Source organism: Mesorhizobium sp. M7A.F.Ca.MR.245.00.0.0, from assembly GCF_003997415.1.
Classification (GTDB): Bacteria; Pseudomonadota; Alphaproteobacteria; order Rhizobiales; family Rhizobiaceae; genus Mesorhizobium.
In genome coordinates, this window is record NZ_RZTE01000068.1 from 1 (window position 1) to 21381 (window position 21381).

Genomic DNA, 21381 nt, shown 5'->3' on the forward strand with positions numbered 1-21381 from the left:
GCTGCCCCTCATTGTCCTGCCGGACATTTCTCCCCGTATAGTGACGGGGAGAAAGACGCAGTCACCAGCGCTTTCGCCAATTTTAAACGCCGCAAATAAGTGCCGAGGGCGCGGCTGCCCTCTTCTCCCCGTCACTATACGGGGAGAAGGTGCCGGCAGGCGGATGAGGGGCGGCGCCAGCCTCGGGTTCTATGAGATCCCGCCCCTGTTCCATCCCCTGCCACGGTCCCCGAACATCACATAGCCGCCCTCAGTAACCGCCAGCGTGTCCTCCAGCTTGATGAAGCCGCGCGTCGGGTGAAGCATGGTTGTCTCCACCGACAGCACCATGTTCTTCTCCAGCGGCTTGGCCGCATAGGTGCCTTCATAGGTCACCGGGTGGTTGGTCATCAGGAACGGCGCCTCATGTGTGATCAGCCCCATGCCATGGGCGAAGAAATCCGTGTAGGGCGCGACCTTCGAAGCCTTCAGCACGCCCTCGGCATGCGAAATCATGTCGCCGCCCAGCGTGCCCGCTCTGACCTTTGAGAAGGCCGCCTGCTGCACCGTCTCGACCTCGGCCAGCAAATCCTCGAGCTCGGCGTCCGGTTCGCCCAGAATGCCCATGCGGCAGAGGTCGCCGATATAGCCGTGATAATTGCCGCCGGAATCGATCGACAGAACCTCGCCCTTCTTCCATGCTTGCGGCGAGGCGGCGCGGTTGTGGCTGGAGCCCAGCGTCAGCAGGCAATATTCGAAATGGATGCCGCGATTGGTTTCCTCGCGCCGCAGCTGTTCGATGATCTCGCCCTTGGTCGTGCCTTCGCGTGCCCAGGCAATGGTTGCCAGCATGGAATCGGTGATCAGTTCAGAGGCCGTGCGCAGCTTCTCCAGTTCGGCATCGGTCTTAATGGCGCGCATGCGCTCCAGCATGTCGGTCGCGTCGATCAGCCTGGCATCCGGCAATGCGTTGCGGATCAGCGTATAGGCGTCCGACGGCAGGAAGCCCGGCTCGATGCCGATGCGCGCGCCCGCCTTGCCGATCTTCTGCAGATGCTCGACCGCAAGGTTGGCGGCGTCGAGCGTGCCCCAGCAGGCGGCGTGCAGCGTCGGCGTCCAGAACGGGTTGTTCTGATGCTCGCCGCCCTCCATGCGGTTGCCGATATAGGCGGCATGGTCCGGCCCGCCCTTTTCGTACACCACGATCGGCAGGTATCGGCTGTGGCCGATCGCATCCATGGCGGCGAAGAAGATGAACTTGTAGCCGCCCAGCAGGTATTGCGTGTTGTGCTTGGAGGTGGCGAGCAGCACATCGATGCCGGCCTCCTCCATCAGCCGGTCGACCCTTGCCTGGTCGAACGGGATATTGCCGACCGCATTCTTGCCCGGAGCAATGTTCATCTCTCTCTCCCTGAATTGCCGGATCGCCGCTGTTCCGCTCCCGATCCCTTGGCAGCGGTCAATCTGCACCATTTTGCCCGTTCTGGTCCAGCCAGAAACAGATGAAATGTCGCGTCTCTATGTCTCCGTCCCGTCATACGTCGCATATTCAACCAATCTGGTCCTACCAGAATGATCAAATTGAGCCACGCCCTCCATACTGGTCCAGCGGACGAAAATTTCAAAGCCAAGCGAGGATGCGCCAATTCCGTCTCTGGCGAAACCCTCGGCAAGGCTCATAATCGCCGCCGCAAGGATGCCGGTGGGCTTGCCGGCGTCGAGGGGTTGGCGCACCCGACCGGGTCGCGGAGAGGACGGAGTTCGATCATGTCAGGTTTCACGATTTCCAGACGCACGATGCTTGCCGGCTCGGCAATGCTGCTGGCCTCCACCGCAATGCCGGCACCGGGCTGGGCGCAGACGCCAAAGAAGGGCGGGCGGCTGGTGCTTGCCGCCGATTCCGAACCGCGCAACCTCAACCCGGCGATCGTCGCCTCCAACGGCGTGTTCTTCATCTCCAGCAAGATCGTCGAAACGCTGGCCGAAGCCTCCTTCGACGGCAAGGACGGGCTCGCGCCACGGCTGGCGCTGAGCTGGGAGAGTGCCGCCGACGGGCTCTCGGTGACGTTCAAACTGCGCGACGGCGTCAAATGGCATGACGGCAAGCCGTTCACCTCGGCCGACGTCGCCTTCTCGGCGCTGCAGATCTGGAAGCCGCTGCAGAATCTCGGCCGCGCCGTATTCAAGGATCTGGCCAGCGTCGACACCCCCGACGATCTCACCGCCGTGTTCAAATTCGCCAAACCGACGCCGTTCCAGCTGATCCGCAACGCGCTGCCGGCGCTGAGCAGCGTGGTGCCGAAGCACATCTATGAGGTCGGCAAGATCGCGGAAAACCCGGCCAACAACGCGCCGATCGGCACCGGACCGTTCAAATTCGGCGAGCACAAGGCCGGCCAATATTACCGGCTGACGAAGAACACCGATTACTGGGGCAAGGACGAGCCCTATCTCGACGAGATCATCTATCAGGTGCTGCCGGATCGCACGTCAGCGGCGAGCGCGCTGGAGGCTGAAGAGATTCAGCTGGCGGCCTTTTCCGCCGTGCCGCTGGCCGATCTCGACCGCATCTCCAAGGTGCCGGGCCTGAAGGTGATCTCCAAGGGTTACGAAGGGCTGACCTATCAGCTCGTCGTCGAGATCAACCATCGCCGCAAGGAACTGGCCGACCTGAAAGTGCGGCAGGCGATCGCGCATGCCATCGACAAGGATTTCGTCGTCAAGACGGTGTTCCTCGGCTATGCCGCGACAGCCACCGGTCCGGTGCCGAAGAACGATCCGCAATTCTACACCGCCGACGTGCCGACCTATGCCTTCGACGTCGCCAAGGCCAACGCGCTGCTTGACGACGCCGGCTACAAGAAAGGCGCCGACGGCAACCGCTTTTCGCTCAAGCTGCTGCCTGCGCCCTATTTCAACGAGACCAAGCAGTTCGGCGACTATCTGCGCCAGGCGCTCGCCGCCATCGGCATCGATGCTCAGCTGGTCAACAACGACTCGGCCGCGCACATCAAGGCGGTCTACACCGACCACGCCTTCGACCTCGCGGTCGGCCCGCCGGTGTTCCGCGGCGACCCGGCGATCTCGACCACCATCCTGGTGCAGAGCGGCATTCCGGACGGCGTGCCGTTCTCCAACCAGGGCGGCTACAAGAACGACGCGCTCGACGCGCTCATCGCCAAGGCATCGGAGACGCTCGACGCAACAGCCCGCACCGACCTCTACAAGGAATTCCAGAAGGAGGTGGCCACCGACCTGCCGCTGATCAACGTCGCCGAATGGAGTTTTATCAGCGTCGCGCGCGACACGGTCGGCAACATCGCCAACAACCCGCGCTGGGCGGTGTCGAACTGGGCGGACACGTATTTGGAATCGTGACAGAATTGCGCGGATGAAAGTTCGCGAAATCATGGTAGGCATTGAGTTCTACGAGGGGCCCCTCTGTCCGGCAGGACAGAGGGGGGTGCCTAGACACCGCACCTCTCCAGGTCCACGCAGCCTCATGTCATCCCCATGACCCGCGCCCTCACGCTCATCCGCCGTCGCCTTGTCGGCAGCATCTTCGTGCTGCTGATCGTCGTCGTCGGCACCTTCCTGCTGCTCGAAGCTGCCCCCGGCGATGCGGTCGATGCCTATATCGTCTCGACCGGTGGCGACGCCGGCATGATCGAGCTGTTGCGACATGGCTGGGGCCTAGACCAGTCGGAGCTGACGCGGCTCGCCAATTACCTCTGGGCACTGCTGCATCTCGATCTCGGCCAGTCGGTGACCTTCTCCAGGCCGATCCGCGACGTGATTCTCGAACGCCTGCCCAATACGCTGCTGTTGATGGTCAGCGCCACCGCGCTCTCCTTCGGGCTCGGCTCGGCACTGGGCATCTATGCCGGCGCGCGTCCGGGCAGTTTCCGCGACCGCTTCCTGTCGATCGGCTCGCTGGCGCTCTATGCCGTGCCGGGTTTCTGGCTCGGACTGGTGCTGATCGTCGTCTTTGCCGTCGACCTCCGCTGGCTACCGATCGGCGGCATCGAAACCCTGGCCTCTGACAAGACCGGTCTTGACCGCGCCGCCGACATCGCCGTCCATCTCGCCCTGCCCGTTTCCGCCCTCGGCTTCATCTACCTGGCGCTCTATCTGCGCATGATGCGCGCCGGCATGGCCGAGGTCTGGCGGCAGGATTTCGTCCTGGCCGCACGCGCCAAAGGATTGTCACGCCGCCGCATCGTGCTCACCCACGTCGCCCGCAACGCATTGCTGCCGCTGGTCACCATGCTCGGCCTGCAGTCGGCGCAGATGCTCGGCGGCAGCGTCGTCATCGAGAGCGTTTTTTCCGTGCCCGGCCTCGGCCGGCTGGCGCAGGAGGCGGTCGCCTCCCGCGACACGCCGCTTCTGCTCGGCATTATCCTCACCAGCGCAGTCCTGGTTCTTGTCATCAATTTGCTCGTCGACATCGCCTACGCCTTCCTCGATCCGCGCGTCGGCGCCAGCGAGGTCGGTGCGTGAGCCCGCTCCGCCGCTTTCTGCGCACGCCCGAGGCGGTCTCCGGCGCCATGCTCCTGGCGGCGCTGATCGCCATGGCGCTGTCGGCGTCGCTGCTGTTCCCCGGAGATCCGCAGGCCATCGCCGGCCCGGCGCTGCTGCCGCCGTTCCAGGACTGGTCGCTGCCGCTCGGCACCGACCGGCTTGGCCGCGACGTGCTGGCCGAGCTTTTTCATGGCGCCCGCACATCGCTGGCTGTCGGGCTCGCGGCCGCGGCCGCCGCACTTGTCGTCGGCGCCGTGGTCGGCACGTTGGCCGGCTTTGCCGGCGGCCTCGTCGACGAGGTGCTGATGCGCATCACCGACGCCTTCCAGACCGTGCCGAGCTTCCTGCTGGCACTGGCCTTCGTCAGCGTCGTCGGACCGTCGCTCGGCATCGTCGTGATTGCCATCGCGCTCGGCACCTGGACCGGACCTGCCCGGGTCGCCCGCGCGGAAGTCCTCTCCATTCGCGAACGCGATTATGTCGCCGGGGCCAGGGTCATCGGCATGCACCCGCTGGCGATCGCCTTTCGCGAGGTGCTGCCCAATGCCCTGCCGCCGGTGCTGGCGATGTCGTCGGTGATCGTCGCCGCCGCGATCCTCACCGAAGCGGCGTTGTCGTTCCTCGGCCTGGGCGACCCCAACCGGGTCACCTGGGGCGGAATGATCGCCGAAGGCCGCGCTGTCCTGCGTACCGCGCCCTTCCTGTCGATTGTCCCGGGCATAGCGCTGGTGCTGACCGTGCTCGGCGTCTATCTCGCCGGCGAAGGCATTGTCGAGACGACAGCGGTCAGGAGAGGCCTGTCGTGACCACGCTCGCTTCGATCCGCGACCTGACGGTGACCTACCGCCGTGACAGCAATGAGGTGGCAGCGCTGAGGAGTGTAAGCCTCGATATTGCCAATGGCGAACGCCTCGCCATCATCGGCGAAAGCGGTTCAGGCAAAAGCACGCTGGCACTGGCGATTGCCGGGCTGTTGCCGGGATCCTCCAGGATTGGAGGGCGGATCGACTGGTTCTTGCCATCATCGCCACCCTCTGGCGCCAAGGCACCCCCCTCTGTCCTGCCGGACATCTCCCCCTCAAGGGGGGAGATTGGCAGTTCCCCCGCAGGCCCTCTTTCTGCATCTCTGGCGATGGGCGAAAGTGGAGACAAGGGCGTAATCTCCCCCCTTGAGGGGGAGATGTCCGGCAGGACAGAGGGGGGCCTCGTAAGGCGCGAAGTCCGAAAGTCTTCCCTCAAACAGAGCTACATCCCCCGCCTCGGCCGCGACATCGGCTTCGTCTTCCAGGACCCCTCCGCCAGCCTCGATCCTGTCATGACCATCGGCAAGCAAATCGCCGAAGTAGCGCGCACGCATCTCGGCCTCACCTGGTCCCAGTCCTATGCCAAGGCCAAAAGCCTGCTGGAGCGCGTCCGCCTGCCGGACCCGGACTCAGCCTTGCGCGCCTTCCCGCATCAGCTTTCCGGCGGCCAGAAGCAGCGTGTGGCGATCGCCGCAGCCATTGCGGCCGGTCCGAAATTGCTGATCGCCGACGAAGCGACCAGCGCGCTCGATACCATCGTGCAGGCCGAGATCGTCGCCTTGATCCGACGCCTGGTGACCGAGGACGGCATGACGCTGCTGTTCATCAGCCACGACATCGCGCTGGCGGCCGAGCTTGCCGAGCGTATCGCTGTTTTCCGTCATGGCCAGTTGGTCGAGCTTGGCATGACGGCGCAGATTGTCGGCGCCCCGGCCCAGCCCTATACGCGCGCACTGCTTGATGCCCATATCGGCCTCGACACCAGGCCATTGCTGAACCGAGCAAGGCTCCACGCATGAGCCTGCTGGCGGTGTCCAACCTGACCAAGCGCTACCGTCGCGGCAACAAGACCATCGCTGCCGTCGACGATGTCTCCTTTCACATCGACCCCGGCGAAACGCTGGCATTAGCCGGACCTTCCGGCAGCGGCAAGTCGACGATCGCGCGGTTGGTGCTGCGATTGATCGAGCCGGACGACGGACGCATCGACTTCGAGGGCAGTGATTTCCTGGCCTTGAGCGGCGCCGCGCTGCGAGCAGGCCGCGCACGCCTGCAAATGGTGTTCCAGGACCCATTGGCCGCCTTCAATCCGCGCGCCACGGTGGCGCGTGTGCTCGACGATCCCTTGCGCGTCCATGGCATCGCCTCCCGCGCCGAGCGCCCGCGCCGCATCGCCGCCTTGCTGGAGCGCGTCGGGCTGACGGCGAACCTCGCCCCGCGTGCCATCCATGAGATCTCCGGCGGACAGCGGCAGCGCGTCGCCATTGCCCGCGCCATCGCCACGAAGCCGTCGCTGATCGTGCTCGACGAGGCGGTGTCGGCGCTCGACGTCTCCGTACGCGGGGAGATCCTCGAGCTTTTGCTCGACCTGCAACGCCAGGAAAAGATCGCCTATCTCTTCATTTCACATGATCTCGGCGTCATCAGGTCGGTCGCCCACCGCGTCATCCTTCTCGATGCCGGACGGATTGCCGAAAACGGCGATGCCCAAACCGTCATCGACGCACCGCAATCGGCCATCGGCAAGGCGCTGGTGGCGGCAGCACCGAGATTGAACCGGACCCTGATGCGGCTGGCGTCGGCCGGCCTCGATTGAGTTCCGGCCGCCACCACCGGTTCGCTCAATAGCCGACGGTGAAGCGCTGCCTGATATGGGCTGGCTTCTCGATCTCGTCGACCATGACGATCGCGTAGTCCTCGAAGGAAATGCTGCTGCCCTTGTCGGAGGCGAGAAGTGTGTCCTTGCCGAGGCGGAATTTGCCGGTGCGCTCGCCAGGCACGAACATGGCGGATGGCGACAGGAACGTCCAATCGAGGTCGTCGACCGTCTTCAATCTGTCCAGGAAGTCGGCGCCCTTCTGCGCTTCGGCCTTGTAGATATCAGGGAATTGAGGCGTGTCGACCAACCGCTTGCCGGGTGCCACTTCGAGACTGCCGGCGCCGCCGACGACGAGATAGCGCTTCACGCCGGAGGCGCGCACCGCCTCGATCAGCGTATCGGCATCGCTGTCCAGGAAATGCACGGAGCTGATCACCGCGTCATGGCCGCGGATCAGGTCGGCGAGACCTTGTCTGTCGAAGACATCGCCTTTCCTGGCCGTCACGCCCGGAAGCGCGGCGATCTTTTCCGGGTTGCGCGCAATGCCGGTGACGGTGTGGCCGCGATCGGAGAGTTCCCTGAGAAGGCGTGAACCGACGGCGCCCGATGCACCAATGAGAGCGACTTTTGCCATGTCTGTTTCCTTATTTCTTGTTGGGGGTCTGGAGGATGGGATCACGCCGCCGCGATATGGGCGACGAGATTGTCGAAGCTGCCGAACAGCGCGTTCGAACCGATGAGCCGGGGCGCATCATTGCGGATGACCGAGAGCGAAGGCACGCCATCTGCATGCAGGCGCTGGAACAGCGCACGGCCACGGCCAACCAGATCGCGGTGAGCCGTCAGCAATGTTTCAGTCGGCGCCTTGAGCATTTCGGCGGCGTCCGCCATGCCGGCGGCGGCGAGCACCTCGGCCACACCGCCGATCGTCACGACATCGCGTCCTACTACATAGCGTGCATGCTGGATCGTCTTCAGCGCCGCAAGCCGGCGGCTGGGATCTTCCAGGCCAGCGGCACTGATGCCGAGTGTGGCGGCATGTGAATCGAGCAGGGTCCCACGGACATTGAGGACATTGTGCCGATAGGCCGGCGTGAAGGATTGTCCGGTCAGGCGCTCGATGCGCTGGTCGTTCGCCCAGGCATGCGCCGCAAAGCCTTCATCCATCGGACGTGCGCCGGCGCCGGAAAACAGGCCGGTCGGCAGCAGTTCGACGTTCAGGCCGGCGGCCGACAACCGGTCGAGCATCGGGGTGGCGCCATAGCACCAGCCGCAGAGCGGATCGAAAAGATAGGTCACTTCTGAATTGCTCATAGTCGCTGCCATTCCTGCCCGGCCACCGGACTCGTCGAGGCCGTCGCTCATATGTGGCAGACGGCAGCCTTGCGATAAATGGCGCCCAATTATACAAACTGTCTGATCTGATCATACAAAGGGCAGCCAGCTTGGCCGAACTTCTGAACCTCAATCGGCTCGCCTACTTCACCACGGTGATGGAAACCGGCTCATTCACCGCCGCGGCCGACCGGCTTGGCGTCGCCAAGGCCGTGGTCAGCCATCAGATCGGCAAGCTCGAAGAGGAGCTGGGCGCAACGCTGCTGCAGCGCACGACCCGGCGTGTCACGCCGACCGAAGAGGGCCGCCTCTTCTATGACCGCGCGATGATCATCCTGCGCGAAGCGGAGGCGGCCTATGGCGAAATCTCGCGCGGAGCCGTCGAACCGAGCGGAACACTGAGGCTGACGGCGCCACTCGACTACGGCACCAAGATCGTGGCTCCGGTCATGGCCGCCTATCTCAGAACCTACCCGCATATGCGCGTCGAGGCGATCTTCGACGACGCAGTCAGCAATCTGGTGGACGAGCAGATCGATCTCGGCATCCGCGTCGGCTGGCTCACCGATTCCTCGAACCAGGCGCGGCGCCTGGGGACGATCCGGCAAACCGTGGTGGCGAGCCCTGGCTTCGCGGCGAGCCTGCCGCCCGACGTGACGCCGCGCCAGGCAAGATCGCTGGCCTGGGTCGGCAACACCCAGTTGCGCGGCATCGGCCAATGGCTGTTTTCCAGGGACACTGAGACGGTGCTGACCGAACTCAATCCGGTCATCATGTGCGACAAGAGCCCCGCCGCCCTGGCTTGCGTGCTCGTCGGCATCGGGCTCGGCGTCTTTCCGGATTATAGCGTCAGCGACGATATCGCCGAGGGGCGGCTGGTGCCGGTGTTTGCCGACTGGAGCCTGCCGTCAGGCGGCATCCACGCGGTCTTTCCGCCGGCCCGGTTCCGGCCCGCCAAGGTGCGCACCTTCGTCGATCTGCTCGCGGCGGCCGAGAGACGGCGATCGCGCAGTGTTGCCGCGGCTTGAAGCCGATGGCGGTCAGCGGGCCTCTTGCAGGATCATCTCGGCTGCCTTTTCCGCGATCATGACGACCGGCGAGTTGGTGTTGCCCGAGACGATTGTCGGCATGATCGAGGCATCGACCACGCGCAGCCCGCCAAGCCCGTGAACACGCAGGCCGTCGTCGACCACCGCCATCGTATCCGAACCCATCTTGCAGGTGCCGACGGGGTGGAAGATCGTCGTGCCGATATCGCCGGCCTTGCGGATGAGCTCTTCGTCGCTGTCATACTGCGTGCCGGGCAGCATCTCATCCGGCGCAAAGCGCGCCACCGCCTGTGCCTTCATCAAACTGCGGACATGACGCAACGACGCGACGGCCACGCTGCGGTCCCCCTCGGTGGAAAGATAGTTCGGCCGGATCTTCGCCGCCTCCCGCGCGTCGGCTGAACCCATGTGCACGCTGCCCCGGCTTTCGGGACGCAGATTGCAGACCGAGACGGTGACCGCGGGAAAGCGATGCAGCGGCTCGCCCAGACGGTCGGTGCTCAGCGGCTGCACATGGTATTCGAGGTCGGGGGTTGCGAGACGCGGATCGCTCCTGGCGAAGATGCCGAGCTGGCTCGGCGCCATCGACAGCGGCCCGCTGCGCTTGAGCGCGTATTCCAGCCCCATCGACGCACGGCTGACCAGATTGTGATAGCGCTGGTTGAGCGTGGCGGTGTTGGCGACCTTGAAGACGGTGCGGATCTGCAAATGGTCCTGCAGGTTTTCTCCGACGCCAGGCAAGGCATGACGAACATCCACGCCGATGCCCGAGAGCAGGTCGGGGCGGCCGACCCCCGACAGTTCGAGCAGCTTCGGCGAATTGATGGCGCCGGCCGCAAGGATCGTCTGTCCAGCGCGGACCTGGTGCAGGCGGCCGCCTTGGCGGAAAACCAGTCCGGTGACGCGCCGGCCGTCGAATTCGAGCCGTTCGGTCTCCGCGCCGAGCACCACGCGCAGGTTCTTGCGCGTGGCAATGCCGCGCAGAAACGCCTTCGATGTGTTCCAGCGCACGCCCTTCCTTTGGTTGACCTCGAAATAGCCCGAGCCTTCATTGGTGCCGGTGTTGAAGTCTTCGGTGCGCGGAATGCCGAGTTCCTCGGCCGCGTCCCGGAAGGCGTCAAGGATCGGCCATGAAAGCCGCTGCCGTTCGACGCGCCACTCGCCGCCGCTGCCATGCATGGCGCCTTTGCCGCCGTGATAGTCTTCCGACTTGAGGAAGTAAGGCAGGACATCGTCCCAGCCCCAGCCGGCATTGCCGGCCTGACGCCAGCCATCGTAGTCGGCTGCCTGGCCGCGCATGTAGATCATGCCGTTGATCGATGAACAGCCGCCAAGCACCTTGCCGCGCGGATAGTTGAGGCTGCGTCCATTGAGACCGGCTTCCGGCTCGGTCTTCATCATCCAGTCGGTGCGCGGGTTGCCCATGCAGAAGAGATAGCCGATCGGGATATCGACCCAGTGATAGCGGTCGCTGCCGCCGGCCTCGAGCAGCAGCACATTGTTGCGCGGATCGGCGGAGAGCCGGTTGGCGAGCACGCAGCCGGCGGAGCCGGCGCCGACGATGACGTAGTCGTAACTGCCGAACGGGGACGGTGGAGCTTCGGTCACGTGCGCGCCTGCTGTCCGGCGATGCGCTCCCACATCGGGGTCATCGCCTGGTTGATCTCGCCGTACAGTCGATACCGTCCTGCATATGCATCGGCAACCGCCTCGTTGGGTACAAAATGTCGGGCGGCCGCCGTCATGGCGGCGGCACCTGCGCTGTAGTCCGCGAAAATGCCGACGCCGGTGCCCGCCGCGATCGCCGCTCCCAGCGCGCCGGTTTCGCGGCTGCGCGCCACGGTGACGGGCACGCCGAGCACATCGGCGAATATCTGCGGCCAGACGCTGCTGCGCGAGCCCCCGCCCGACAGCACCACCTGGTCGAAATCAGCGCCCGCTTTGTGCAAGGTCTCGACATGGCGCTTATGCTCGAAGGCAACGCCCTCGAACAGCGCACGCAGCAGATGGGCTCGGCTGTGCCAGCCGGCGATGCCATAGAAGCCTGCGCGCGCATGGCCATTCTGCTGCGAGCCGTAAAGGAAGGGATGATAGATCGGGATGTCGCTGTTGGGATCGACGGACGCCACCAGTTCGCTGCACAATTCGAACGGCGACTTGCCGGCTTCGCCACCATGTTCGAGGAATTCGCGAACGATCCATTCGAGATTGGCGGCCGAGGTGGCACTGGATTCGATCGCCAGATAGCGCTGGCGATCGAAAGTCGACAGCATGAAGATCGAAGGGTCGCGGATCGGTTCGTCGGTGATGACCTGGTTGATGCTCCAGGTTCCGGCGATAACCGAGGCGGCGCCGGTTCTGGTCACGCCCGAACCGGCCGCGCTGGCGACGACATCGAACAGCCCGGCGACGACCGGCGTGCCGATGCGCAGCCCAGTCAGGGCCGCCACCTCCGCGCTGACATGGCCGGCAATGTCGGCCGATTCCAGCACTGGCGGCAGCAGGTCCATGCAATCGCCGAGCCCGTAGGCGGCAAGCAGGTCCGGCTCGTAGCGGCGATCCCGCATCTGCAGCAGGCCGCAGCCCGACATGTCTGAAGTATCGCTGCTGCGCGCACCAGTCAGGCGGTTGACGACGAAATCCTTGCACAGGAACACAGTTCCGATGCTGGCGAACAAGGCCGGCGAAAAGCGCTTGAGCCAGGCAAGCAGGGTCGGTGTCTGCGCCGCCCACGGCCGTTGCAGGCAATGTGCATAGGTGCGGTCGCCGACATTCTCTTTTGCCCATTCGGCAACGATGTCGACCGCGCGCGTGTCGAGCGACTGGATGCCGATCAGCGGCGCACCCGAGCGATCCAGCGCGTAGAGCCCGTTGCCATGGCCGGCGCAGCCAATGGCGACGATCTCGCCGGCGTCGATACCGGCTTCAGCAATGCATTGGCCGATGACCGAGACCGCGTTGCGCCAGAGTTCGTCGAGATCGCGTTCGACATGCCCGGGCTTTGGCATGGACGAGCGGCCGTCACGGGCGGCGAATGCCAGTTCGCGGCCGGACAAGTCGAAGAGGATGGCCTTGATGACGGTGTTGCCGGCATCGAGGCCGAGGATGTAGCTTGCCATTGGCGCCTCCCGAGGCCGCAGCCTATGCCTGGTTGTACAGATCCCAGGCCACGCCGCCATCGGCATCGTCATGAATGATCGCCATCAGCCCGCGCACGACAGCGCTCGGGTTGGCATGCTGGTAGATGTTGCGGCCATAGACCATGCCAAGCGCACCCTGTGCCATCAAGGCGGCCGACTTGTCGAACACGGCACGCAGATCCTCCTTGCCGCCGCCGCGCACCAGCACCGGGCAGCGCGCCGCCTCGACGACGCGGTGGAAGTCATTGGGATCGGTGGTCGGATCGGCCTTGACGATATCGGCGCCCATTTCGCGGGCAAGCCGGGTCAAGGTGACGATCTTTTCGGGATCGCCGTCGACCATGTAGCCGCCATGCTCAGCGACCGGCAGCATGGCCAGCGGCTCGATCATCAGCGGCAGGCCGTATTTCTCGCAATCGGCACGCACGCGGGCGATGTTCTGCACGCATTGCCGGAACAGGTCCGGCTCGTCGGGCAGCATGAACAGATTGACCACGACGCAAGCCGCATCCATCTCGATGGCGCCAAGCAAGGGCTCGGCTTCGTTCTGCAGCACCGCCCACATCGCCCGGTGGCGTATCCTGTTATAGGGATTGCCCATGTCGATGCGCATCACCAGCGCCGGCTTGTCCTTGCCAGGCACGGCCTGCAGCAGATCGGCCTGGCCGTAGTTCATCTGGATGGCGTCGGGGCCGGCCTTGACCAGCTGGTTGACCACACCGGCCATGTCTTCCAGCCCTGCAAGGAAGCTCGGCTCGTTGCAGACGCCGTGATCGATGGCGACGTCGAGACAGCGGCCGCCGCCGAACAGACGGTTCATGCGGACTTTCTTGTTTACGCGCATAGGGCGCTCCTTTGATGCGTCTGGAGATCGATGCCGTGCCGGTAGGCCAGCAAGGCGAGGAAGGTCGAGCGCTCGGTGGCGGCCTCGCTGGCGCTCCAGCCCTTGTGCGCCGCCAGCATGTCGAGAACGGCATTGACGAGGTCGAAGCTGAGACCGCCCGAAATGGCGATGGTGGTGCGGCGCAGGAACAGGTCGGCGAGGCACTCGACCTGCTCGCGCTCGATGATGCGCCCTATCTCGTTTGCCGAATAGTCCGACCGCGGCAGCATCTGTTCGCCCGCCGGGTGCGAAACGAAATCCCTGGCCGACGTGCCATAGCGCTGCAGAAGTGTGCGCGCGCGCTCGACCGGCAGGCCATGCTCGGCGGCGAATGACGCGCACCAGGCGTCCGGATCGGCGGGGAAATCGCGGCCGCCACCGATGGCCATGTCCTGCGTGCCCTGGCTGCGCGCGAGGCCGAGCCGCTTCAGCGCCATATCGGCGGCCAGCGCTCCAAACGAACGGAAGGTGGTCCACTTGCCGCCGATCATGCACAACGTCGCCGGCAGATGTCCGGCCGGTTCTACGAACTCGCAGAAATGATCGCGCGGTATGCGGCTGGTAAAACTGTCCTCGCTGGCGGGCAACGGGCGCACGCCGGCGAAGCGGAACACGATCTGGTTTTCCGTGATCTTGATCGAGGGGAAGACGAAAGCGAGCGACTGCAGGATGTAGCGCTGCTCGTCCTCCTCGCAACGGACCTGGTCCGGATCGTCCACCCGGATGTCGGTCGAGCCGATCAGCACCTTGCCTAGATAGGGAAACAGGATGCAGATGCGCCCGTCCTCGTTCTCATAGTAGACCATATGGCCGCCGAGCGCGTCGAGCAGTTCGCCGTTGTCGACGATCAGATGCGAGCCCTTGGTACCGCCCATCATCGTCTGCGCCGTTGCCCCGATGGACTTGTTGGTCAGGTCGATCCAGCCGCCGGTGGCGTTGATGACCAGTTGCGGCCGCACCGGCAACTTTTCGCCGGTCAGCGTTTCGGTGATGACAAGGCCGTCGCCGGTCGACGACGCCTGAGCGTAGTTCAAGGCGCGGGCATTCGTCGCGCTCGCCATGGCGTCCAGCAGCATCTCCAGGCCGAGGCGTTCGGGCCGACTTACCCAAGCGTCGTAATAGGTCGCCGAATTGCGGATCGCCAGGTTGATCGCCGGCCATGTCTTCAGGGTTTCGGCGCGGCCCCTGAACCGGTGCGTCGGCATCATACGCCGTGCAGCGGTGAAAAGGTCATACATGGCAAGCCCGGCCTTGATGACCAGCGCCCCGCGCCGGCTGGGCCGCCGCGTCAGCCCCAGGAAACGCACCGCACCGTTGGCGAGACCGGAGAAAATGTCGAAGATCGGCACCGTCGTCGGCAGCGGAGCCACATAGTGCGGGGCATTCCTCAGCAGCCGGTCGCGTTCGAGCAGCGATTCGCGCACCAGTTTGAATTCGCCGTTTTCAAGGTAGCGCAGGCCGCCATGCACCATGCGCGACAGGGCGGCGCTGGCGCCGCTGCAATAGTCGCCCTTTTCCGCCAGCACGACATCGACGCCTTGCAGGGCCAGTTCGCGAAAGACGCTGATGCCGTTGATGCCGCCACCGATGACGAGCACGGCGATATCAGGCCGGTCGCGCAGACCGGCTAACGTATGACTACGGTTCATCGGGGCTGTTGCCTTTTTTGCTCAGGCATCCATCGCGGTGAGATGCGCGGCTGCCGCGGCGTCGATCGCCGCTAGCTCGCTTGCCGCAAGCGTGATCTCGCCGGCCCGTGCATTGTCGAGCGCCTGTTCGGGATTGCGCGCGCCGCACAGCGCGAAGGTGATGCCCGGCTGGGCGAGCGTCCAGGCGATGACGATCTGCGCCGTCGACGCCTGGTGGCTCTCGGCGATCGGGGCGATGGCCTCTTTCAACTTTGCGACTTTCTGCCGGTTGGCCGTGGAAAAGCGTGGGTTGTCCTTGCGCTGGTCGTCGCCGCCGAATGTGCGCTCTGGGTCGACCGTGCCGGTGAGCAGGCCCAGCGCCAGCGACGAGTAGCTGAGGGTGGCAATGTCATGGCGGCGGGTGATCGGCAGCAGGCTACTCTCGAGGTCGCGGTCGATCATCGAATAGCGCTCCTGGATCGCATCGAGCTGGCCGGCGTCGATATAATGGCCAAGATCCTCGGCGCTGATGTTGCTGGCGCCAATGGCGCGGATCTTGCCGGCTGCCCTGAGCTTTTCCAATACCGCCATCGTCTCGGCGATCGGCGTCGTCGGGTCCTGCCAATGGGTGATATAGAGGTCGATGTAGTCGGTGCCCAGACGGCGCAGGCTCTGCTCGACCTCATAGGCGATGCCGTCGGCGCCGAGATAGCGATGCACAGGCTTGCCGTCCTGATCGAAGAAATGGCCGCCCTTGCCCGAATGCCAGTTCAGCCCGCATTTGGTCGCGATCACCACTTTGTCGCGCTTGCCCTTGATGGCGGTGCCGACGATCGCCTCGCTGCGGCCAAGACCGTAGGCCGGCGCTGTGTCGACCAGGCTGAGGCCGGCATCGATCGAGGCTTCGATCGCCCTGACCGACTCCTTCTCGTCGGTGCCGCCCCACATCCACCCGCCAATCGCCCAGGTGCCCAGGCCTACGGCCGACGCCGATATGCCGGACTTGCCGATCTGCCGCTGGATCTGTCGAGAATTCATGCTACCTCCTGTTCGGCCAGCTCGAGGATCTGGAGCCCCGTGGCCTCGTCCGTGACGATGGTGTCGAGATGGTTGCCGCGCAGGGCGGCGAGGATCGGCGCGACCTTGCTGGGGCCGCTTGCAATGCCGATCGAGCGCGGGATGGTCGCGAACTCGTCAAGCGTCAACGAGACCAGCGAACGGTTGAGCGAGTAGTTGCAAAGCTTGCCCTGGCGGTCGATGAGATGAGCGAGCAGCTCGCCTGTCGCCCCGGACTTCTCGATCGCCTGGCGATCGGCATTCGAGGACGGATGCAGGTCGTAGTAGCTGGAATCGTCGGTCAGGATGGAGCCGACACCCACCACCGCGACATCCGCCTCGCGCGCCTTGCGAAACACGTCGGCGACGGAGCTGATGCCCATCAGCATTTCGCGCTGCTGCACGGTGTCGGCAAACAGCGGCGCATGAATCTGATAGGCGCGGCCGCCGAGCTTGTCGGCCATCAGCGAGGCGACGTGGTTGACGTCGGTGTAGTGCTTGCCCTGCACCAGGCCGGTTGCGGGAATGATCTCGACGTCGTATCGGCGCCCCGGCTTGAGACCGGCGACCAGCGCGCTGACGCCCTTGCCGCCGGTGATCGAGATCGTGTCGCCGTCCTTGATGGTGTCGAGCAGCAGCCCAGCCGCCGCCTCGCCGACCCGCTGCAGGGCCGTGTGCGGATTCTCGGAGACCGACGGCACCACCATCGCCCGCTCGATGCCGCCCAGCGCAACCAGCCGTGCTTCCAGGTCGACCAGATGGTCGATCGGTGACTTGATCTTGATCTCGACGAGGCCGAGCTGGTGACCGCGCTTGATCAGCCGGTTGACGGTGGCGTGCGAGATGCCGAGTTCCCCGGCGATCTCGGCCTGGGTCTTGCCTTCGACGTAATGCAGGACAAGCGCCTGGTGCATTTGACGAACAGCGGCGATGTCGTCGCGGGTGTTGGGAGGGGCCATGGTCTTGCTGCGGTGCCTTTAGAGTTCAGGACTTCTTGCGATGCAGGAAGTGATCGATCGATACGGCTGCGAGCAGGATGCATCCCTTGATCATGTCCTGCCAATAGACCGAGACATCGAGCAGGATAAGCGAGCTCGTCACCACCGACAGCAACGCCATGCCGAGGATCGCTCCGAAGATGGTGCCAGAGCCACCATTGAGCGAGGCGCCGCCGATGACGGCCGCGGCGATGATGTTGAGTTCCATGCCGGCGCCGAAGGTCGGTGTCGCCGCGCCGAAGCGCGCCATGTAGATGACACCGGCCAGTCCGGCCAGCGTCGAGCACAGCACCGTGACCCAGAACTTCACCTGATTGGTCCTGATGCCGGAGAACTGCGCGGCCTTCTCGTTGGAGCCGGTGTAGAAAACCTTGCGGAAGGCCGTGGCGCGACGCAGCAGGAAGTCGAAGATGGCCACCACGACGATGAAGATCAGAATGACATAGGGGATGTTATTGAAACTGCCCTGGCCTATGGCCTTGAAGGCCGGCGGCAGGGTGAACAGCGACAGCGGCGTGCCCTTGGTGACCACCAGGCACATGCCGCGCACGATGACCATGGCCGCTAGCGACGTGATGAAATGATTGAGGCCGATCACGGTCACGAAGAAGCCCATCGCCGCGCCGATCAGCGCGCTGACGCCGATGCCGATCAGGCTTGCCGTCCAGGGATCGAGGCCGGCAAGGAACAGCGCACCCGAGACCACCATCGAGAAACACACGACCGAGCCGACGGAAAGGTCGATGCCGCCGACGATGAGCAGGATCGTCATACCGACGACGACGATGCCTTCGATGGAAAAGCTCATCAGCATGGCGCGGAAATTGCCCCATGTCAGGAAGTGCGGCGAGGCGAAGCTCATGGCGATGCACAGCGCCAGGATGATGACGATCAGCCCGGCCTCGCGCATCGAGGCGAGCTGAGCGAAATTGATGCGCCGCCCGGCGGCCTTGATCTCGGCGTGCACGAGCGCTTCTCCTGATTCCCTAGGCGACATTCTGGGCCTGCCTTTGATTTGAACTGTCTTGAACGCCAGAGGCGAGCATGATGATGGCTTCCTCGCCGAGCTCGCTGGCGGTGAGTTCGCCGGCGATCCTGCCTTCGCGCACCACGACAACGCGGTCGCACAAGCCAATCAGCTCCGGCAGTTCCGACGAGATCACGATGACGCCGACACCGCTGCCGGCAAGCTGGCGCAGCAGCCGGTGGATCTCGACCTTGGCGCCGACATCGATCCCGCGCGTCGGCTCGTCCATGATGATGACTTTGGGACTGACGGACAGCTGCCTGGCGATGGCAACCTTCTGCTGGTTGCCACCGCTCAGCGTCGAGACGGCGGCATCGATGCCGGCCATGCGCACGCCGAGCCTGCCGGTCAGCTCCTTCGCCTGACGATCCTCGGCCTTGCGGTCAAGCAGGCCGAGGCGCCCGGTCAGCCTGGCGAGGTCGAGCGCGGAGATGTTCGCGGCGATCGGCAGATCGAGGAACACGCCGGAGCCTTTGCGGTCCTCGGAAAGGTAGACCAGCCCCGCCTTGACCGCATCGCCATAACCGCGCAGCCGGAGCTGCTTTCCGTCGAGCGCGACGGTTCCAGACGTCCTTGGCCTCAGGCCACAGACCGTTTGCGCGATCTCGCTGCGGCCGGCGCCGATCAGGCCGCCTATGCCCAGAATTTCGCCGGCACGAAGCTGCAGATCGACGTCGGCGAAGCGGCGGCCATCGGAAAGCCCCTCGACCGAGAGAAGCAGGCGCCCGGGCTCCTGCGGCGCCAGCTTGTCGGGATAGAGCTGGGTGATTTCGCGGCCCACCATCTTGCGCACGACATCGTCAGGTGAAACGGCGGCGACCTGATCGGTCGCCACGTAGCGGCCGTCGCGGAAGACGGTGACGCGGTCGCACAGCGAGAATATCTCGGCCATGCGGTGGCTGATATAGACCACCGAAATGCCACGCTCCTTGAGCCCGCGCACGATCGAGAACAGGCGCTGCGCTTCACTTTCGGTCAGCGCCGCGGTCGGCTCATCAAGCATCAGCACCTTGCAGTCGAGCGTGAGCGCCTTGGCGATCTCGACAAGCTGCTGGTTGGAAATGGAGAGGTCGGCAACCCTGGTACGCACCGGAATGGGCGCGAGCAGGTCCATGACCTTCTGGGCGTCGGCGTAGAGTTTTTGGAAATTCATCAGCGGCGCGCGCCGGCTGTTGATCGCGGCCATGTAGATGTTTTCGGCAACCGTCGCGTCCTGACAGAGCGCGATCTCCTGGTGGACAAGCGCAATGCCGAGACGTTGCGCGGCTGCGGGCGAGTGGATCGAAATGCGCTCACCATCGATCAGGATGTCGCCCTCGTCGGGCTGCAATACACCGGCGATCATGTTCATCAGCGTCGACTTGCCGGCGCCGTTCTCTCCGCACAGTGCATGGATTTCGCCGCGCCGCAGCTCGAACCGTACGTCGCTCAGCGCCTTGACCGGGCCGAATGCCTTGGACAGGCCACGGATTTCAAGAATGGGCGCCTGGGTCACGCCGTGCTCCTGCGATGAACCTGCGGGGGAGGAAGGAGGCCGAAGCCTCCTTCCCGGTTAATCCGGCCATGCCGAGGCCGGGCGGCGAGATCGAGACTATTCCTCGATGCCCTTGGTGCCGCGACGCTTGAGGTACTTGTCCCAGTAGAAGTCGTCCGCATTGTCCTTGGAGACGATGGAGAAGCCATTGTCGACGAAGGGCACGCTCATCGGGTTGAAACCCGAACGCTTGGCGTCGTTCATCGGATCGATCAGGCCGGGATGCTTGGCCATCCACAACAGCATGAAGCCCATATAGCCCTGCATGCCCTGGTTTGGGTTGACCGAGCCGAAGATCTCGCCGGCCTTGATCATGTCGAGGATCTTGGCGTTGACGTCGGCGAGCATGACGCGGATCTTGCCACCGCCTTCCTTGGCGGCCTGGGCAGCGCCGATGGCCGAGTTGGCCTCCGGCATGAACACGGCGCCAAGATTAGGATGCGCCTGCGCCAGGCTCAGAACCGCCTGATAGGCCTTGGTCGGATCCTGGTTCGAAGCGGCGCGGCCGACGAGCTTCATGTCAGGCCATTTGACTTCCATGCGGGCAACGAACGCGTTGACGCGCTTGTCGTGGTTGTCCTGGCCGGGATTCTCCAGCACCGCATATTCGCCCTTGCCGTCCATCGCCTTGGCAACGGCGTCGGCGGCATAGGTGCCTTCGGCATTGTTGTCGGAAGTGATGTAGGAGACGCGCTTGGAATTCGGCGAGTCGGCGGCGAAGGTCACCACCGCGGTGCCCTGTTCGATGGCGCGGTTGATCGGCTCGATGAACGGATCGGAGTTCATCGGGTGCACCAGTATACCGGCCGGCTTCTGCGCCAGTGCCTGGTCGAAAGTCGCGATCTGCTTGTTGACGTCGTATTCCGGCGTACCCGTATAGGCGGTCTCGCAGCCGAACTGCTGGCCGGCCTGTTTGAACATTTCATAGACCGGGAACCAGTATTCGACGCCCGAGACCATGACGTTCATGACATATTTTTCACCCGGCTCGCATTTGAACGGGTTTGGGGTTTCGGCGCGTACCTGCATCGACCCAAAGCAGGTCGATGCAGCCGCCGCGATTGCGAGCGTGCTCAGAAATTTGCGCAAGTTTCCTCCCTTGGCCGAAGCCATCCTCAATGACCGTCGCAGGCGCTCAGCGAGCGCTGCCGTATGGATTTGATGATGCCGACCTTCCTCCGAAAGCCGACGATCGGGACATTACAGCCTCGGCGGACGCTGTCAATATAATTCACATGTTGAAATATATTTCACAACCTACTTCCGGGGAGTCTACGCTCCGGTCGACGAAGCTGGTCGCAGGCCGCCAAAGTGCCGTACGGGCAAGGCAAGGCCTTTCCGGCCTTTTTGGCCGCGAACCGGGGAGTGTGGTTGGAGTATCTGCACCCAGGAGTTCGCGCGGTGCCCTCCCGCCGGCCGCGTCTTATCACGTGAAGCCCAGATCTTGTCTTTGATAGCATCTGCTCCGGGCGCGGCGTGACGCTCTCCATGTCGCTTGGCCAAGAAGTCTGCTGCTTCGTCGGCTTACAGCAGCCTTGACCACCCGGAGTATTCCGAGAACCTTCGACTGTCCCCCGAATGCGAACGGCCGGCGGGCATTGTTCCTGGC

The 21381-nt window shown here is 64.3% G+C and carries 18 protein-coding genes; 6 read left to right on the top strand and 12 right to left on the bottom strand.

From position 1 onward, the window contains the following. Positions 1 to 189 precede the first annotated feature (189 nt). Entirely contained in the window at positions 190 to 1380 is a 1191-nt protein-coding gene (locus EOB80_RS33155; RefSeq protein ID WP_127332170.1) for a Xaa-Pro peptidase family protein, read from the bottom strand. A gap of 366 nt (positions 1381 to 1746) precedes the next feature. Between EOB80_RS33155 and EOB80_RS33160 the strand changes: the two genes are divergently transcribed. The 5 genes from EOB80_RS33160 (at position 1747) to EOB80_RS33180 (ending at position 7119) form a co-directional block, all read left to right on the top strand. Beyond that, entirely contained in the window at positions 1747 to 3357 is a 1611-nt protein-coding gene (locus EOB80_RS33160) for an ABC transporter substrate-binding protein (RefSeq protein ID WP_127332172.1), read from the top strand. A 135-nt stretch (positions 3358 to 3492) separates the two neighbouring features. Next, a complete protein-coding gene (locus tag EOB80_RS33165) occupies positions 3493 to 4479 on the top strand; it encodes an ABC transporter permease (protein ID WP_127332174.1) in 987 nt (328 codons plus the stop codon). Next, positions 4476 to 5306: an ABC transporter permease gene (locus EOB80_RS33170; protein WP_127332176.1), complete on the top strand. Its 831-nt coding sequence runs from the start codon at positions 4476 to 4478 to the stop codon at positions 5304 to 5306. The genes EOB80_RS33165 and EOB80_RS33170 overlap by 4 nt, the downstream gene beginning before the upstream one ends. Beyond that, the gene (locus EOB80_RS33175) at positions 5303 to 6322 is read left to right on the top strand and encodes an ABC transporter ATP-binding protein (protein WP_245466503.1); all 1020 of its coding nucleotides are present in this window, start codon (positions 5303 to 5305) and stop codon (positions 6320 to 6322) included. Before EOB80_RS33170 ends, EOB80_RS33175 begins: the two co-directional genes overlap by 4 nt. Next, entirely contained in the window at positions 6319 to 7119 is an 801-nt protein-coding gene (locus tag EOB80_RS33180; RefSeq protein WP_127332178.1) for an ATP-binding cassette domain-containing protein, read from the top strand. The genes EOB80_RS33175 and EOB80_RS33180 overlap by 4 nt, the downstream gene beginning before the upstream one ends. Positions 7120 to 7144: 25 nt before the next feature. Here the strand turns inward: EOB80_RS33180 and EOB80_RS33185 are convergent, their stop codons facing one another. Continuing rightward, entirely contained in the window at positions 7145 to 7756 is a 612-nt protein-coding gene (locus EOB80_RS33185) for an NAD(P)-dependent oxidoreductase (protein WP_127332180.1), read from the bottom strand. Positions 7757 to 7797: 41 nt separating this feature from the next. Next, complete coding sequence (locus EOB80_RS33190; RefSeq protein ID WP_127332182.1) at positions 7798 to 8436, bottom strand: DsbA family protein; 639 nt, start codon at positions 8434 to 8436, stop codon at positions 7798 to 7800. Between the two features lie 131 nt (positions 8437 to 8567). On the opposite strand from EOB80_RS33190, the gene EOB80_RS33195 reads away from it, so the two are divergent. Continuing rightward, on the top strand, positions 8568 to 9485 hold the full coding sequence (locus tag EOB80_RS33195) for a LysR family transcriptional regulator (protein WP_127332184.1): 918 nt from the start codon (positions 8568 to 8570) through the stop codon (positions 9483 to 9485). A gap of 12 nt (positions 9486 to 9497) precedes the next feature. On the opposite strand, the gene EOB80_RS33200 is transcribed toward EOB80_RS33195, so the two are convergent. From EOB80_RS33200 to EOB80_RS33240, 9 genes are all read right to left on the bottom strand, one after another. Further along, on the bottom strand, positions 9498 to 11114 hold the full coding sequence (locus EOB80_RS33200) for a GMC family oxidoreductase (RefSeq protein ID WP_127332186.1): 1617 nt from the start codon (positions 11112 to 11114) through the stop codon (positions 9498 to 9500). Further along, positions 11111 to 12625 carry an FGGY-family carbohydrate kinase gene (locus EOB80_RS33205; protein ID WP_127332188.1) on the bottom strand — a complete coding sequence of 505 codons (1515 nt, stop codon included), beginning with the start codon at positions 12623 to 12625 and terminating at the stop codon, positions 11111 to 11113. The genes EOB80_RS33200 and EOB80_RS33205 overlap by 4 nt, the downstream gene beginning before the upstream one ends. Positions 12626 to 12647: 22 nt before the next feature. Beyond that, positions 12648 to 13490, bottom strand: coding sequence for a class I fructose-bisphosphate aldolase (locus EOB80_RS33210; RefSeq protein WP_127332190.1), 843 nt, complete (start codon positions 13488 to 13490; stop codon positions 12648 to 12650). Beyond that, the gene (locus tag EOB80_RS33215; RefSeq protein WP_127332192.1) at positions 13481 to 15178 is read right to left on the bottom strand and encodes a glycerol-3-phosphate dehydrogenase/oxidase; all 1698 of its coding nucleotides are present in this window, start codon (positions 15176 to 15178) and stop codon (positions 13481 to 13483) included. Before EOB80_RS33215 ends, EOB80_RS33210 begins: the two co-directional genes overlap by 10 nt. A 21-nt stretch (positions 15179 to 15199) precedes the next feature. Beyond that, positions 15200 to 16195: an aldo/keto reductase gene (locus EOB80_RS33220; RefSeq protein ID WP_127332194.1), complete on the bottom strand. Its 996-nt coding sequence runs from the start codon at positions 16193 to 16195 to the stop codon at positions 15200 to 15202. Beyond that, on the bottom strand, positions 16192 to 17172 hold the full coding sequence (locus EOB80_RS33225) for a sugar-binding transcriptional regulator (protein WP_127321031.1): 981 nt from the start codon (positions 17170 to 17172) through the stop codon (positions 16192 to 16194). The genes EOB80_RS33220 and EOB80_RS33225 overlap by 4 nt, the downstream gene beginning before the upstream one ends. A 25-nt stretch (positions 17173 to 17197) precedes the next feature. After that, the gene (locus EOB80_RS33230; protein WP_236383556.1) at positions 17198 to 18121 is read right to left on the bottom strand and encodes an ABC transporter permease; all 924 of its coding nucleotides are present in this window, start codon (positions 18119 to 18121) and stop codon (positions 17198 to 17200) included. Between the two features lie 76 nt (positions 18122 to 18197). After that, positions 18198 to 19733: a sugar ABC transporter ATP-binding protein gene (locus tag EOB80_RS33235; protein ID WP_127332196.1), complete on the bottom strand. Its 1536-nt coding sequence runs from the start codon at positions 19731 to 19733 to the stop codon at positions 18198 to 18200. A gap of 96 nt (positions 19734 to 19829) precedes the next feature. Beyond that, positions 19830 to 20861, bottom strand: a complete 1032-nt coding sequence (locus EOB80_RS33240) for a substrate-binding domain-containing protein (RefSeq protein WP_127332198.1) — start codon at positions 20859 to 20861, stop codon at positions 19830 to 19832. Positions 20862 to 21381: the final 520 nt, after the last annotated feature.

What these genes read in the sequence shown, in the direction of transcription:
- EOB80_RS33155 (WP_127332170.1), bottom strand. Translation starts at nt 1,380, where the DNA reads ATGAACATTGCTCCGGGCAAGAATGCGGTCGGCAATATCCCGTTCGAC.
- EOB80_RS33160 (WP_127332172.1), top strand. Translation starts at nt 1,747, where the DNA reads ATGTCAGGTTTCACGATTTCCAGACGCACGATGCTTGCCGGCTCGGCA.
- EOB80_RS33165 (WP_127332174.1), top strand. Translation starts at nt 3,493, where the DNA reads ATGACCCGCGCCCTCACGCTCATCCGCCGTCGCCTTGTCGGCAGCATC.
- EOB80_RS33180 (WP_127332178.1), top strand. Translation starts at nt 6,319, where the DNA reads ATGAGCCTGCTGGCGGTGTCCAACCTGACCAAGCGCTACCGTCGCGGC.
- EOB80_RS33185 (WP_127332180.1), bottom strand. Translation starts at nt 7,756, where the DNA reads ATGGCAAAAGTCGCTCTCATTGGTGCATCGGGCGCCGTCGGTTCACGC.
- EOB80_RS33190 (WP_127332182.1), bottom strand. Translation starts at nt 8,436, where the DNA reads ATGAGCAATTCAGAAGTGACCTATCTTTTCGATCCGCTCTGCGGCTGG.
- EOB80_RS33205 (WP_127332188.1), bottom strand. Translation starts at nt 12,625, where the DNA reads ATGGCAAGCTACATCCTCGGCCTCGATGCCGGCAACACCGTCATCAAG.
- EOB80_RS33210 (WP_127332190.1), bottom strand. Translation starts at nt 13,490, where the DNA reads ATGCGCGTAAACAAGAAAGTCCGCATGAACCGTCTGTTCGGCGGCGGC.
- EOB80_RS33215 (WP_127332192.1), bottom strand. Translation starts at nt 15,178, where the DNA reads ATGAACCGTAGTCATACGTTAGCCGGTCTGCGCGACCGGCCTGATATC.
- EOB80_RS33220 (WP_127332194.1), bottom strand. Translation starts at nt 16,195, where the DNA reads ATGAATTCTCGACAGATCCAGCGGCAGATCGGCAAGTCCGGCATATCG.
- EOB80_RS33225 (WP_127321031.1), bottom strand. Translation starts at nt 17,172, where the DNA reads ATGGCCCCTCCCAACACCCGCGACGACATCGCCGCTGTTCGTCAAATG.
- EOB80_RS33230 (WP_236383556.1), bottom strand. Translation starts at nt 18,121, where the DNA reads ATGCGCGAGGCCGGGCTGATCGTCATCATCCTGGCGCTGTGCATCGCC.